Annotated in this window: 10 protein-coding genes and 1 pseudogene; 5 read left to right on the top strand and 6 right to left on the bottom strand. The window is 27.7% G+C overall.

Annotation, left to right across the window (positions count from 1 at the left end):
* Nucleotides 1–953: 953 nt before the first annotated feature.
* The 4 genes and pseudogenes from lon to ACJA22_RS02765 all read left to right on the top strand — a co-directional run.
* Nucleotides 954–2,960 (top strand): annotated as a pseudogene (gene lon / locus ACJA22_RS02750) (endopeptidase La); the annotation flags it as partial.
* A gap of 100 nt (nt 2,961–3,060) precedes the next feature.
* Nucleotides 3,061–3,339 carry a hypothetical protein gene (locus ACJA22_RS02755; RefSeq protein WP_406616754.1) on the top strand — a complete coding sequence of 93 codons (279 nt, stop codon included), beginning with the start codon at nt 3,061–3,063 and terminating at the stop codon, nt 3,337–3,339.
* Nucleotides 3,340–3,395: 56 nt separating this feature from the next.
* Nucleotides 3,396–5,048, top strand: a complete 1,653-nt coding sequence (locus tag ACJA22_RS02760; protein WP_406616755.1) for an IS1634 family transposase — start codon at nt 3,396–3,398, stop codon at nt 5,046–5,048.
* A 45-nt stretch (nt 5,049–5,093) separates the two neighbouring features.
* Nucleotides 5,094–6,020, top strand: coding sequence for a S66 peptidase family protein (locus ACJA22_RS02765; protein ID WP_406617566.1), 927 nt, complete (start codon nt 5,094–5,096; stop codon nt 6,018–6,020).
* Nucleotides 6,021–6,072: 52 nt separating this feature from the next.
* Here ACJA22_RS02765 and ACJA22_RS02770 read toward each other — a convergent pair whose 3' ends face one another.
* The gene (locus ACJA22_RS02770; protein WP_406616756.1) at nt 6,073–6,576 is read right to left on the bottom strand and encodes a dUTP diphosphatase; all 504 of its coding nucleotides are present in this window, start codon (nt 6,574–6,576) and stop codon (nt 6,073–6,075) included.
* Between the two features lie 155 nt (nt 6,577–6,731).
* Here ACJA22_RS02770 and ACJA22_RS02775 point away from each other — a divergent pair, with 155 nt between their 5' ends.
* On the top strand, nt 6,732–8,384 hold the full coding sequence (locus tag ACJA22_RS02775) for an IS1634 family transposase (protein WP_406616757.1): 1,653 nt from the start codon (nt 6,732–6,734) through the stop codon (nt 8,382–8,384).
* Between the two features lie 146 nt (nt 8,385–8,530).
* Here ACJA22_RS02775 and ACJA22_RS02780 read toward each other — a convergent pair whose 3' ends face one another.
* The 5 genes from ACJA22_RS02780 to ACJA22_RS02800 all read right to left on the bottom strand — a co-directional run bounded on the left by ACJA22_RS02780 (nt 8,531) and on the right by ACJA22_RS02800 (nt 16,088).
* Entirely contained in the window at nt 8,531–9,307 is a 777-nt protein-coding gene (locus tag ACJA22_RS02780) for a Nif3-like dinuclear metal center hexameric protein (protein ID WP_406616758.1), read from the bottom strand.
* Nucleotides 9,307–10,845: an RNA polymerase sigma factor gene (locus ACJA22_RS02785; protein WP_406617567.1), complete on the bottom strand. Its 1,539-nt coding sequence runs from the start codon at nt 10,843–10,845 to the stop codon at nt 9,307–9,309. The genes ACJA22_RS02780 and ACJA22_RS02785 overlap by 1 nt, the downstream gene beginning before the upstream one ends.
* Nucleotides 10,832–12,793, bottom strand: coding sequence for a DNA primase (dnaG, locus tag ACJA22_RS02790; RefSeq protein WP_406616759.1), 1,962 nt, complete (start codon nt 12,791–12,793; stop codon nt 10,832–10,834). Before dnaG ends, ACJA22_RS02785 begins: the two co-directional genes overlap by 14 nt.
* A gap of 31 nt (nt 12,794–12,824) precedes the next feature.
* On the bottom strand, nt 12,825–14,183 hold the full coding sequence (locus ACJA22_RS02795; RefSeq protein WP_406616760.1) for a glycine--tRNA ligase: 1,359 nt from the start codon (nt 14,181–14,183) through the stop codon (nt 12,825–12,827).
* A gap of 93 nt (nt 14,184–14,276) precedes the next feature.
* Entirely contained in the window at nt 14,277–16,088 is a 1,812-nt protein-coding gene (locus tag ACJA22_RS02800) for an MAG3090 family protein (RefSeq protein ID WP_406616761.1), read from the bottom strand.
* Between the last annotated feature and the right edge of the window lie 90 nt (nt 16,089–16,178).

A 16,178-nucleotide genomic window follows, 5' to 3' on the forward strand; every position in this document is an offset into this window, starting at 1 on the left:
GCTTAATCATTAGTGATCCAACAATGAAACAAGCTTTAAAGATTGATGAAATGTATGCTAGTTACCAACAAAAAAATAAAGATGAAGGCAACGAAAAAGTTTTACTTGCTTATACAGATTCAGATGATTTATTATCTTCATTCCCTCTTTATATAGATAATGATAAAGAAGGCTTTTCATATTTTGATGTTTTAAATCTTTTATCAATTAATGATCTCGATGATACATCAACATTATGTGAAATTACAAATATTACAAAAGATGAAAAAAATGATATTTACATTATGACTGTTAAAGCAATTTGTAAATATGATGTGCTTGGTGTAACAATTAAAGCAAAAACCAAAACCGGCAGTAAAACAGTTGATTTCGACACTTTAGAAAATCATAGACATGTTACTTTCAGAGATGTTTTAAGCTTAGAAGTTAAAAAGATTCCACCTTTAAAACCTGAACATGAGGCAGAACAACTTGAACCATATATGGAAGAAATTGAAGGTTTAATGGAAATCTTTACCCAAAATAATCTTGAATGAACTAAGATTACTTTTGCATACATGTTTATTAACTTATATCCAATTGAAAAAATAATGAAAATCACACAACAAATTGCTAGTGATAAAATTAATGAATACCAAAATATGTTTACAGCAAACCCAGCTATTTCATTCTTAGGAATGTTAATTGATTTTGTAGCTGTAACTCCAAGATTATCATATGAAATTTACCGTTGTGTTAGTGCTCAAGAAAAGTTTCTTATTTTAAGAACACTCTTCGTAACTGTTGTTGATTTAGTTGATAGATTCCTCAAAACATTGAAAAAAGGTTTTGAAATCAGGGCTCTTGAAGAAGCTGTTCAAAATGTTAAAAAGAGTGAAATTTATACAACCATTACACTTAAAAAAGAAAAAGACTTTCTTCATTCACTTGTTATGTCAAACTATGAAGTTGTCAATAAACAACTTATGGATAACTACAAGAAACGTGTAAATATTAATTTAGCATTCGATGATGAATTAAGAGATTTAGCTAGAATCATCACTTCTGCTACAAACCCTGATATTACAATTAATTCAAATGATGCTGAAGTTAAAAATATGATAACTGATGAAATCTTAGAAACTGAATTAAATCAAAAAATAAAAAACAACTTAGATAAGCAACAAAAAGAATTCTTGCTTCGTGAAAAAATGAAAGCAATTAAAGAATCATTAAGCGAAAATGATGAAAATGCTGATGAAGAAGATGAAGAATTCACAAAGATTATTAAAGACCCTGTGCTTAAACAAATTTATCCAGAATCAGTTTTAAAACTAATTAAAACGGAAAAAGTTAAACTTAAGAGCATGATGTCAGCTAGTCCTGAAGCTAATATATTAGCTACATACTTAAACCAAATCAAGAAATTGCCTTGAAGAAAAGTTGAAGTTGAAAGCTTAGACATTAAAAAAGCTAGAGACATTCTAGATAAAAACCACTATGGACTTAAAGAAGTTAAAGAACGTATTATTGAATACTTATCATTAATTATTAACCACAAGAACATTAACAAGCAAGCTGCTCAAAAAGAACTTATTAATATTGATGATAAAACTCAAATTGATTTATCTTTATTTAGAGAAAATGAAGATAACAAAAAAGTTCAAACTAAATTCAATAATGTTCCTATTCTTACATTAGTTGGTCCTCCTGGTACTGGTAAAACTTCTTTAGCTCGTGCTATTGCTGAAGCTTTAAATAAGAGCTATGTAAAAATTAGCCTTGGTGGTGTTCATGATGAAGCTGAAATTAGAGGTCATAGAAAAACTTATGTTGGTGCTATGCCTGGTAAAATCATTAAAGCAATTCAACAAGCAGGAGTATCAAACCCATTAATCTTACTTGATGAAATTGATAAAATGGCAAGCGACATTAAAGGTGATCCAGCTTCGGCTATGCTTGAAGTATTAGACCCTGAACAAAATTCAAAATTCCAAGATAATTACATCGAACACGAATACGACTTATCTAAAGTATTATTCATCGCAACAGCTAACTATTATGAAAACATTCCAGTTCCTTTATTAGATAGAGTTGAAATCATTGAATTAAATAGTTACACAACTAATGAAAAAATTAGAATTGCTAGAGAACACTTAATTGATGCTGTAATTGAACAAGCTGGTTTAAAACCTGAACAATTCCAAATTGATGATAAAGTTGTTGAATTTATTATCAAACACTATACAGCAGAAGCTGGAGTACGTTCTCTTAAGAGAAACTTAGATAAAATTGCTCGTAAGATTGTTACTCAAATTGTTGAAGGCAAGAAAATCAAAGATTTTGTAATTACTGAAGATATTGCTAAAGAATTTTTAGGAACTCCAAAAATTAGTGACCCTGAAAATGAACAAGAACCTCAAGTTGGATCAGTTAACGGTTTAGCATATACATCAATTGGTGGTACAACCTTACAAATTGAAGTATCAACCTTTAAATCAAAACAACCTGGTATTCGCTTAACTGGTTCATTAAAAGAAGTTATGCAAGAATCAGCTAAAATTGCTCTTTCATATGTGAGAGCTAATGCTGAAAAATTCGGCATCAAAGACTTCGATTTTGATGAATATGAAATCCACGTTCACGTTCCTGAAGGAGCTGTTCCTAAAGATGGTCCAAGTGCTGGTGTAACATTTACAACTGCTTTAATTAGTGCTTTAAGTAAAAAACCAGTTTCACCTAAAGTTGCTATGACTGGTGAAATTACTTTAAGAGGTAAAGTACTTGAAATTGGTGGACTAAAAGAAAAATCATTTGCTGCTTACAAAAAAGGTGTAAAAACTGTATTTATTCCTAAAGGTAATGAAAAGAACTTAGTAGATATTCCTGAAGAAGTTAAAGCACAAATTAACTTTATTCCAGTTAAGTCATATGAAGAAATATATGATGTACTTTTCAAAGACGTTAAACCAATTAAGTAATAAAATAGGCAAATAAGTCAAAATGAAATAATAAGTTAGTTTTAATTCTAGCTTATTATTTTTATATAATTTATACATTATATAAATTTAAGGAGTCAGTATGAATAAAGCAAACAAATTAAATAAGAATGATACTCTAGCTGTTGTAAGTTTATCGAGCGGCGTATTAGGTGAACAATTTTGCTCACACTCAGTTAGATTAGCAAAAGAAAGAGCTAAACAATTCGGTTTAAATTTATACTTTACTAAGCATTGTTTAGATGGTTTAAAAACTTTAAGTGAACATCCAGAATTAAGAACAAAAGATTTAAAAGAAGCTCCTGAGTTTCCAAGTTGGAGCTCTTTTTTTATTACTTTTTTCAGTGTTATTTATATATAAATAAAAAAAGTTATTTTTTTACATAATTACATTGTAATTTGTGGTATAATAAAGATATGAAAAAAGACAAATGACTATTAATTTCAAGAAAAAATAAGAACTCTACTTACTTATCTTTAGCACTTTCAGGAGGATTTGGCAAAGGTTATAAGAAATCTATCGGTATCGGTACAGTTGAAAAATGAGAAAAATATTGTTCTGATCCAGTAGAAAAAAATAAAAAACTATCTCAAAACTACAATACTGATTGAGATAGAAATATGATAATTAGACAATTAGAGTTAGATATAAGCAAGGTTAAAATTGAAACAAAACAGTTCAATTATGGATATGATTTGTTATACAGTTTCTTAGAAAAATTAAATCCTTTTAAAGATGCTAAAGTATCAAAATCCAAGTATTTAAATGATTTATTAAAATATATGATTTCAAATAGAATTGTAAATCCGGGTAGCATGCTTTCATCCTTTAAAAATAAAGACAAATTCAATATAAATTTAGAAGTTGAAAAGACGACATTTTATAATACTTTAGACTATTTAGCTGAAAATAAAAATAACATTTTAAAGAGTGTTAACGATACATTGATCAAAGATAAAAATAGAAAAATAGATATTATTTGATACGACTCTTCAACGGTATATTTTGAAAGTTTTGTAAGAGAAGGATTGAGATATCCAGGTTATTCTAAAGATGGAAAATTCAAAGAAGATCAAATTGTTTTAGGTTTAGCAACAGATGAAAACGGCATTCCAATTCACTATAAATTATTCAAAGGGAACACTGCTGATGCATCAACATTTATTAATTTTATTTTGGATATAAAATCACAATATGAATTAAACAAAGTAACACTCATTGCTGATAGAGGAATGAGTACAAATAGAAACATAAGATTCTTAGAAGATAACGATATTGATTACATTTTATCTTATAGATTAAAAGCGGCTTCAAATGACCGAAAGACCTTTGCAATAGATGAATCCGGCTATTTTGGAGACAATAATTTTGAATATAAAGAAACTACTTTTTATTCGTTTTGAAAGAATAGAAGAGCAAACGGACACAAGAGAAGATTGGTAGTAACATATAGTAAAAAAAGAGCATTAAAAGATAAAAATGATAGACAAATTTTAATCGATAATTTTATTAAAAGACAAGATAAAGACGGACTAGTTCATGTTCAAGTAATGTTCGGTCAAAAGAAGTTTAAATTCTTCGAAAAAGTTGGTGGTAAAGGTTATTACAAACTTAACTATGACAAAATTATCGAAGATGAAAAGTTTGACGGATATTATGCTTATGAAACCTCTAGATTTGATTTATCACCTGAAGAAATTGTGAATTTATATTCAAAACAATGACAAATAGAATCAAACTTTAGAGCTTTAAAAAGTGCTTTAGCTGTAAGACCTATTTATGTATGAAGTGAAAAGCATATTGAAGGTCATTTCGTACTTTGCTTCTTATCTCTTGTTTTATTAAATTTTGTTATTTATTATTTAAACAAAGGTTTGAAAGAACTCGGTGTTGTAGATGAAAAAATCACAATCAAAAAATTACAAGATGTAATAAAAGAAACAATCAAAACATGCAAGATTATTGACGGAAAAATTGAAAGTGAAGAATATATTATTAACGACAACAATAATCAAGCAATTCAAGATTATCAAACATATTTAAGAATTTTAAATGAATTAAAATTTTAAATTATTAAAAACAGCTCATCAAACAGATGAGTTGTTAAAAATTACATTGTAAAAGTTGGAAACTCGGGAAAAACTTTAAGTGAACATCCAGAATTAAGAACAAAAGATTTAAAAGAAGCTTTTGAAAATAAAGATGTTAACGCAATAATTTGTGCTATTGGCGGCGAAGATACATATCGTACTTTACCTTATTTAATGGAAGACCAAGAATTTAAAGAATTAGTAGCAAAACATCCTAAAGTTTTCACAGGTTTTTCAGATTCAACCATTAATCATTTAATGTTTTATAGATTAGGCATGTCTTCTTACTATGGCCATAATGTTTTATGCGATTTTGCTGAATTAGATAAAGCAATGCTACCTTATACAGAAAATAGTTATAAATGACTTTTTGATAATAAAAATGCTCCAATTATAATTTCTAGTGATACTTGATACGAAGAAAGAAATGACTTTTCAGAAAAATCATTGAATACATCTAGAATATCTCATAAAGACACTAAAGGTTTTGAACCTTTAACAATAAATAAAGATTTTGAAGGTGAATTATGAGGTGGCTGCATTGAATCCTTATATGACGTTTTAACTGGATATAGACATGCTGATGCAAAAGAAATTTGTTCAAAATATAATTTACTACTTAATAAAGATGAATTTAAAGGCAAAATTTTATTTTTAGAAACTAGTGAAAATAAGATTGAACCAGAGGTTTTAAAATTAATGTTAACTGTTTTTAAAGAAAATGGTTTCTTTAATAATATTAGTGGTTTAATAGTAGGTAAACCGCAGAATGAAGCATACTATGAAGAATACAAAAACATCTATAAAACAGTGATAGATGAAAATATTCCAGTTATATATAATATTAATTTCGGTCATGGATATCCAAGAACAATTTTAGCTTATGGACAAGTGTTAAAATACGATTCAGCTAAAAAAATCTTTACTTATAAAGAACCAATTGTTAAGTAAATTTTCATAAGAATGAAAAATATCATAAGTGTTTAGCCTATGATATTTTTTTCTAATATTTGTTTTCAACTCTTTCGTGATTTTTCTTATTTTTAACATAATATCATTTAATGATTTCTTCATCAGTATAACCTAATAATTGTGCTACACCAAGCGTCATTGCTAATATTTCTAATATTACATATTTATTCATGTTATCAATCATGCTACTTATTGTTTGGAACAATAAACAAATTTGATAATTAACATCATTTGAAATAATTAACGGTTCTATTTCAGGATCAACATCATATTTATAAGCAAATGAACCCATAAAGTGTAAGATGTCGGCAAATTCTTCTAAAATTTTGTCTTTGTCTATGTTCTTTTTGGCTTTTCAGTATTTAAAAGTTTGTACTTCATTAGCAAACTCAGCGGTTTCAACTAAGGTTGCTAAAATTTGCATAATTCTAAATTGGTTAGCACTGATTTTTGAATTAGAAGCATCAATATCATTTCTTTCAGATATTTTCTTATCTAATTCCTTTTGCATTTCAAATATTTCTCTAAAGTTCATAAAACTATTATACCATAATCCCTATAAATAAGCATTATCCTGAGTTTCCAAGTTGGAGCTCTTTTTTTATTACTTTTTTCAGTGTTATTTATATATAAATAAAAAAAAGTTATTTTTTTACATAATTACATTGTAATTTGTGGTATAATAAAGATATGAAAAAAGACAAATGACTATTAATTTCAAGAAAAAATAAGAACTCTACTTACTTATCTTTAGCACTTTCAGGAGGATTTGGCAAAGGTTATAAGAAATCTATCGGTATCGGTACAGTTGAAAAATGAGAAAAATATTGTTCTGATCCAGTAGAAAAAATTAAAAAACTATCTCAAAACTACAATACTGATTGAGATAGAAATATGATAATTAGACAATTAGAGTTAGATATAAGCAAGGTTAAAATTGAAACAAAACAGTTCAATTATGGATATGATTTGTTATACAGTTTCTTAGAAAAATTAAATCCTTTTAAAGATGCTAAAGTATCAAAATCCAAGTATTTAAATGATTTATTAAAATATATGATTTCAAATAGAATTGTAAATCCGGGTAGCATGCTTTCATCCTTTAAAAATAAAGACAAATTCAATATAAATTTAGAAGTTGAAAAGACGACATTTTATAATACTTTAGACTATTTAGCTGAAAATAAAAATAACATTTTAAAGAGTGTTAACGATACATTGATCAAAGATAAAAATAGAAAAATAGATATTATTTGATACGACTCTTCAACGGTATATTTTGAAAGTTTTGTAAGAGAAGGATTGAGATATCCAGGTTATTCTAAAGATGGAAAATTCAAAGAAGATCAAATTGTTTTAGGTTTAGCAACAGATGAAAACGGCATTCCAATTCACTATAAATTATTCAAAGGGAACACTGCTGATGCATCAACATTTATTAATTTTATTTTGAATATAAAATCACAATATGAATTAAACAAAGTAACACTCATTGCTGATAGAGGAATGAGTACAAATAGAAACATAAGATTCTTAGAAGATAACGATATTGATTACATTTTATCTTATAGATTAAAAGCGGCTTCAAATGACCGAAAGACCTTTGCAATAGATGAATCCGGCTATTTTGGAGACAATAATTTTAAATATAAAGAAACTACTTTTTATTCGTTTTGAAAGAATAGAAGAGCAAACGGACACAAGAGAAGATTGGTAGTAACATATAGTAAAAAAAGAGCATTAAAAGATAAAAATGATAGACAAATTTTAATCGATAATTTTATTAAAAGACAAGATAAAGACGGACTAGTTCATGATCAAGTAATGTTCGGTCAAAAGAAATTTAAATTCTTCGAAAAAGTTGGTGGTAAAGGTTATTACAAACTTAACTATGACAAAATTATCGAAGATGAAAAGTTTGACGGATATTATGCTTATGAAACCTCTAGATTTGATTTATCACCTGAAGAAATTGTGAATTTATATTCAAAACAATGACAAATAGAATCAAACTTTAGAGCTTTAAAAAGTGCTTTAGCTGTAAGACCTATTTATGTATGAAGTGAAAAGCATATTGAAGGTCATTTCGTACTTTGCTTCTTATCTCTTGTTTTATTAAATTTTGTTATTTATTATTTAAACAAAGGTTTGAAAGAACTCGGTGTTGTAGATGAAAAAATCACAATCAAAAAATTACAAGATGTAATAAAAGAAACAATCAAAACATGCAAGATTATTGACGGAAAAATTGAAAGTGAAGAATATATTATTAACGACAACAATAATCAAGCAATTCAAGATTATCAAACATATTTAAGAATTTTAAATGAATTAAAATTTTAAATTATTAAAAACAGCTCATCAAACAGATGAGTTGTTAAAAATTACATTGTAAAAGTTGGAAACTCGGGAACTATTATACCATAATCCCTATAAATAAGCATTATTGATATTTTTGGCGAAATAAAAATAATGCCATTAAGACATTATTAAATATTGTGATATGGTTCAATAATTTTCACTTTTTCAATAGGAACTTGTCCAAAGTTTTTTGTTAATAATTCATACATATCATCCACAAATACTTGTTCATCAAGATGAGGAATTTCTAATACTGGAGCATTAATTTCTTGATAAACTATTCAATCACTTCATTTAGGATCACTAGTTATGATTAAATCAAAACCTTCTAGTGCTAATTTATTAATTTCACCAATATAACCGCTACCTGAAAGAATTGCAATTTTGCTAATTGTTTCACTGTATCTAGTAGGTTTAATATTTGTTCTCATTGCATTAAAATGTAATTTTTCGCGAATTAAACTTACCATATTATTAAATGTAGTTTCATAATTTAAAATACATGGATAATTTGTTTCATATGGTGCTTCATAAGAAGATAAGCCTAATTGCTTAGCAATTTGATGACTTGTACCGTTTTTATCATTATCATAATTAGTATGAAATGAAAGAACATTAATTCTTTTTTCTTTAAGAATTTCTAAAAAACTTCTTTTGTATGGGGCTTTGATATCTTCAATATCTCAAGTTTCCTCAAATTTAAAAGGATGGTGAGTAAGAATCAAATTAGCATCCATTTTAACTGCTTTATCTAATACTTCTTTAGTTAAATCGATAGCTAAAACAATCCCTTTGATAGGTTCAGAAAGATTAAATTTAACACTTCATCCACAAGGATCTCATTCTTCTTTTCATTCAAGAGGGTATGTATTTAATAAAAATTTTGTAACTTTACTTAGTTTCATTATTTTAAAAAGTCTTTCAAGAATTTGCCTCTGCTTGGGTTAGATTTAATTTTCTTAAGAATTTTGTTTTCAATTTGTCTTATTCTTTCTTTTGAAACAAATCTTTCGTTTGCTAATTCTTCTAATGAACAAATTTCATATCTTTTACCAGTGGTTTCATCAATACCAACACCATAACGTTTACAAATTAATACGTATTCGTCTTCATCCAAGGTTTCTTTTAAAATTTTGTCTAATGTTTCAACTAATTCTTCATGAGAAGAATAATCTACAGGATTGATAACACTTTCATCTTTAACGAAGTCACTAAATGCTGAATCGTTTTCTTTACCAATTTGCTTATCTAAGGAAATAGGATCAACATTAATTTTTCTAATGTATCTAACTTTTTCAGCTGTATAACCATTACCATATTTTTCAGCAATTTGTTCGTCAGTTGGTTCTACACCTAATTCTTGTTGAAGTTCTCTTTCGATTTTTGTAATTTTGTTAATAGTTTCAACCATGTGAACTGGCACACGAATTGTACGAGATTGATCTGCTACAGCACGAGTTATAGCTTGACGAATTCATCATGTTGCATAAGTTGAGAATTTAAAACCTTTATCAACTTTATACTTTTGAACAGCTTTAATAATACCTGAGTTACCTTCGCTAATTAAATCGATAAAACTTAGACCACGATTTTTGTATTTTTTTGCGTTGTTAATAACTAAACGTAAATTACGTTTGATAAGTTTATCTCTAGCTCTTTTTCCTCTAAAACCACCTTTGTCCATTTCTAGGGCGATTTTTCTTTCTTCTTCAGGAGTCAATAATTCACCATATTTACCAATTCAACGCATGTATCATTTAACAATATCGTTAGTTTCAGTAAGTCTGTTCTTTAAGTCATCTCTTTTAATGGTATTTGAATCTGATAAATCAACTTCATAATCTGAGTAGTCTTTCAATTCAAATTCATCAACATCTTTTTTCTTATTTTTTCCTTTTTTATCTGTTTTAGAGGTGTTTTGTTCTTCGTTCTTTGCAAATTTCTTTTTGTTTTCTATTTCATCTTCGTCATCTTCATCATAGCTCGAATCTACATAATCATCTTCGATCATGTATTCTTCAGTATCTTCGTCATAACCATCACCATAATTACCATAAATGCCAAATGAACCTCTATAGTCATCATCATCTGATGCGTCATAATCTTCAGTTTTACTTTTAATTGATTCTAATTGATAATCTTGATCTTCATCGTCATCATTTTTTTCTTTGATAACATTACCATTTTCATCTAAGTCTTCAAGTTCTTCTGATAAATCATCGCTAGTAGCTTCATCTTCGTCACCATCATCTGGTGCATCAATTACTAAACCAGCATCAAATAATGCTTCTAAAAATTCATCAGTATATTCATCTGGAATTTCAACCTTAATTGAATCAAGATAATCAAAAATTTCTGATTGACTTAGAGTTTTAGTTTTTTTGCTTTTAGCATATTCTTTAATTAATTTTATGGTTGGTAATAATTCTTTATTTTTGGTCATCATTCTCCTCTTTCTTAATTTTGTGTTGTCTTATAGATTCTAAAGCTTCTCCTTGGATGACTGGATTATTAGAATTTAAGCCTGTATCGCTAATATGTAATACATAATAGTTATCATCATTATCATAAGCTCGGCTTAGCATTTCAGCAAAATCTTCTCTTTTTTCATTTTCAGTTTTTCTATCTAAACCAAGATTATCTAAGAATAAATCTTTGCCTAAGTTGTGATATTTCTCTATAAGTTTTTTGTTTTCTGAACTCTTAAATATTTTTGTATTAATTAAATAATTATAAAGTTCTTTTTTAGTATCATTTGTAAAATTTTTAAATTCAATTGACCTGAATTTCCTATTATGCATTTTTTCTTTGAATAGCATAATTAAATCAGGATGATTTAATACAGCAATTAAAATTTTTTCAATTCAATCTTGATTTTGAAACTTTGGTTGCTCAGAAGCTAGAGTTGGGTTGTTTGCTCATTCATCATGATAGATATATTCATCAGGTGGAAATTGCTGAATATCTACTAAGTTTTGATAGCTAGGTTCATCACCTACACCGTAATAATCATTAAATGGTTCATTATAATCTGTGTACCCTTTTGATTGATTATATGGTTGATAATTATTTTTAGTTTCATAAATATTTATTTTATTTAAAGTGAGATTTAAATCTCTTTTGTATTGTTCTTTAACCTTATTATTATAGACTTCAGCCATATTTGAATTAAAAGTTTTTCAAATTGGATAGAATTCTTCACTAAATTGGTTTCAAACTAAGTCATTAACTTCAGAACCACTTTTATTTTCAATACCATATTTTTTTCTTAAAAAGTTATAAGTGAAATCACTATAATCGATTACTTCGTTAAGCATTTTTTCTAATGTTTCGCGATTATATTCGTGCAAAATTTCATCTGGATCTTTGTCCGTTTCATTTTTAACAACGAGGATAGAATTGTATTTTGCGTATCCATATTTAAGTAATGAATAAATAGTTTTAAAAGATGCTTCTTGACCGGCTTTATCACCATCTAGAAAAATTATAATTTTCTTAAAGTGTTTAATTTTATTAATATGTTCTTTGGTTAATGCAGTTCCCATTAAACATACAACATTATTAACATCAATTTTACTTAAAGCAATAACATCAAAAAATCCTTCGGTGATAATTAACTCTTTAGAACCTGTTTGATAAACATTATTTAGGTTATAAAGTATATTAGACTTTTTAAAGTATTTGCTTTCACTACTATTTATATATTTAGGTTTTGAACCATCTAAAACTCTTGCGCTAAAGCCAACAACTTGACCGTGTTCATTTCTTATTCCAAAAGTTACTCTATTTTTGAAAAAGTTATCTTTTGTATTAATTGAAATCAATGAAGCTTCAGCTAGTTCATTAAGTTTATTTTGTAAGTCTTCTTTAAAAACTTCTTGAAAAACTAAGGGGTTATCATAACCTATATCAAATTGTTTACAAAGGTTATAGTTCAAATGTCTTTTTTTCAAAAAGTCCTTTAAATCAGTATTATTAGACTTTATAATCTCACTTTTGAAGCATGAATTAGCTCTATCCAAAAGCTCATAAACACTTTTATCTAAGTCAGTAAGTTCTTCTTGCTCACCAACTGAATAAGAGTTTGAATATTCTTGCTCGTCAAAAGGAATGCCTACTTTATCAGCTAAGTATTTAAGCCCTTCAATAAAGTTTCATTTATTGTAAAGCATTACAAAACGCAATGCATTTCCACCAGTATGACAAACAAAACAATTAAAAATTTGTCTTTTTTGATCTAAACTAAGCGAAGGGTTATTATCATCATGAAAGGGGCAAAGAGCAGTATATGAATTACCTTTTCTTACTAAAGTCAAAAATCCGCCAACAACTTCAACGATGTCATTGCTGTGTACTATGTTATCAGCAACACTTTGATCTACTTTAGACATGGTTTGCCTCCTTTCGTTTTTATTGTTTTAATTAGAACATTTTATAAACTTCATCTAACGAAAGTCTAATTTGTTCCATTGTGTCTCTGTCTCTAATTGTTACAGTATCGTTTTCAAGAGTATCGAAGTCCACGGTTAAACAATGTGGAGTTCCAATAGCATCTTGTCTTCTATATCTTTTACCGATTGATCCTGTTTCATCATAAATGACAGAAACGCCTTTTTCTAAGAGCTTTTCGTAAATCTCATTAGCTTTATTATTTAGTTTTTTAACTAAAGGTAAAATAGCAACTTGGTATGGCGCAATTTCTTTTTTGAAATGCATAACGATTCTTTCATCGTTTTCTAATTTTTCTTCATCGTAGGCATCAATTAAAATTGCAAACATTAATCTATCAAGTCCCATTGATGGTTCAATAACATATGGAATTAACTTTTCATTGGTAATTGGATCTAAATATTCTAAGTTTTCTTTAGTAGCTTCCATGTGTGCTTTTAAATCGTAATCAGTACGATTAGCAACACCTAAAAGTTCACCTCAACCAAATGGGAATAAGTATTCTATATCACTTGTAGCACTTGAATAGTGGCTTAATTCTTCTTTATCATGAGGACGAATTCTTAAATTTTCTTTTGATAAACCTAAAAAAGTAGCGAAGTTTTCAGCTTTATTTAAGTAGTATTTGAAAGTATTATTAGCTTCAGTTGGATGACAAAATACTTCAAGTTCCATTTGTTCAAATTCTCTTGTTCTAAAGATAAAGTTACCTGGAGTTACTTCATTTCTAAAACTTTTACCAACTTGACCAATACCGATAGGTAATTTAGCTCTCATTGTTCTTTGAACATTTTTAAAGTTAACAAAGATACCTTGAGCCGTTTCAGGACGCAAGTAAATTGCACTCTTTTTATCTTCTGTAACACCTTGATAAGTTTCAAACATTAAATTAAATTTACGGATATCACTTCAAGTACATTTTGCTCCATCATATTCTTTTAAATGTTTATTTAAATAATTTTTCATTTCTTCAAATGACATTTTTTCAGGAATAATTTTTGGATCAATTTCTTGAATTAATTTATCAGCACGGTATCTTTTACCATTAACTCTATTTTCAATAAGTGGGTCATTAAAGTTTGAAACGTGTCCAGAAGTTACTCAAACTTGAGGATTCATTAAAATTTTAGAATCTATTAAAAAGTTATTGTGTTCTTTAAAAATAAATTCTCTTTTTCACATTTTTTCAATGTTATCTTTTAATAAAGAACCTAATGGACCATAATCTCAAGTATTAGCTAAACCACCATAAATTTCACTACCTTGAAAAACAAAACCAGTATTTTTTAGGTGTGATACCAAATTATTGATTTTCTTGTCTAAATTTTTCATATTTTCCGTTTCTACATTTAGCAAAATTACAATAATAAAATAAACAACAAAAAATAACTAATGTACTTTTTGTTACTTAAATTTAATTATTAATTAGTTTCCTGCGATAAAGATAGGAACACCACCGATTAATTGTACCATTGCTAAAACAGTAACAACTACAGCAGCAATAATTGCTAATGATAACATTGTCACAGAGAATTTGTATAAAGCACCATGAGGTTTCTTAGATGTGCCTACAAGTTCACCGGCATATTTTTCATTGTATGTTTCACCTTCAGTTACTTCTTCAACTGGAATGATGTTAGCATTTTCATCATATTCTTCATCTTCGTAATCTTCTTTATCATTAACTACAGCAATAGTTGAAAAGTCTTCATCAGTTCCAGCTGTTTGCAATAATTTGTAGTTAACCATTCTAAAACCACGATGACCGCCAGTTGTTTCTTGATAAAACATTGGTTTTTCTGGAGTTTCATTTTCTAAAACAATGTATTCATCAGCAATTTCTGGTTTATCAAATTGAACGTGTTCTTCAACAACTGTTTCTTTTTTCTTTGAACCTTTTTTGCTTGGTTTTTCGTTAACTGTAGCTACTTGAACAACAGCTTCTTCTGGATTAGAAGGCATAATTTCTTCAAAAATAAATGCTTTTTCTGTTGTTTCAGTCTTTGGACTATCCATTACTACAGTTTCTATTTTAGAAGTAGTTCTTTTGCTTACTCTAGGAGCAGGTTCTTCAACAACACCTTCTACTGAACCAATTGTTAATGTTTGTGTTGGTTCTTTTGAATCAACTAATGTAACTGAGTAAGTTGCTTTAGTAGCTAAGTATGGAATTGAGTAGTAGTATTTGTCATAAGGAACAAAACCTACGTGTTTCAATTCAACTAATACATATGATGTATCTCATGATAATGGTAAATAAACACCATCGCTATTTTCATAAAATGCTTGGTTAGCATAAGAATCTTCAAGATCTGGATTAATTTGTAATTGGCTTGAAATAGCTTCCATTGCAGCATATAATTCGTCTGTCAATTTACCAATTAATCTTTGTTCCTTTTCTGGTAAAGCAATGCTCATTGAACTAACAGCATTTTTGTAATCATTAAAGTTTGTAATGATTCTGTTGTAATCTTCTATACTACATTTTTTATCTTTAACAACTAAGTCTTTAAGGAGTTGAAGCTTTTTAGTATATAAAGCTATAGAACCAATAAAATCGTTTTGATTTAAATTATGAACGTATTCATAAGTTACACCTTGTAATTCTTTAGTGTATGCTTCTTTTAACAAATTAATTTTGTTAAGTAATTCATCGTATTTAACATCCTTGCTTGCTAATTCAGCTTTAAGACGTTCAATATCGTCGTCAGCTACTCTGTTATTAGCTTCAAGTTGCTCTTTAAGAATGTTAATTTGTTGTTCAAATTGAATTTTTAATGCTTCAATATCAATGAAATCTTTTGGTTTTTTCTTTGCAATTTCTAAGTTTGGTGGGAAGTAACTTGCTGGATCAGAAATTAAAATATAATCTCTGTTTTCTTTAATATCTTTAAGTCTGTGTCTTAATAAATCTCTATCGATTTTAAAGTTTTGAGGATTAATAGATAATTCTCTACACATTCCTTCATAAGTTGCTTCGCCATCGAAACCTGCTACTTTAATGTAGTAGTATCATTGATTAGTTTCTGGATCTGAATCAATTGTTAATTGACCAGCAAAAATCTTTTTGTCATCTTGGAATCAGATAGCGGTTTCATAATCTAAACCAATATATCATTCCAAAGCACTTTGGCGAGTTTTAAACTTCGCTAAACCTTCTTTAACTTTTGGGTGTTTAAGAAGTCATGGAAATTCAGCATCTTTTTTAACTTCGTAAGTACAATTTAATCTTTTCATACGAACCCCTTTGTTTCATATATAAATATATATTTTAAATTATATATTAAATTCAATTAAATTACTTATTTTTTTCAGATTTATAGGAGA

The sequence above is a fragment of the Mycoplasmopsis adleri genome, assembly GCF_045276205.1.
GTDB lineage: Bacteria > Bacillota_I > Bacilli_A > Mycoplasmatales > Metamycoplasmataceae > Mycoplasmopsis > Mycoplasmopsis adleri.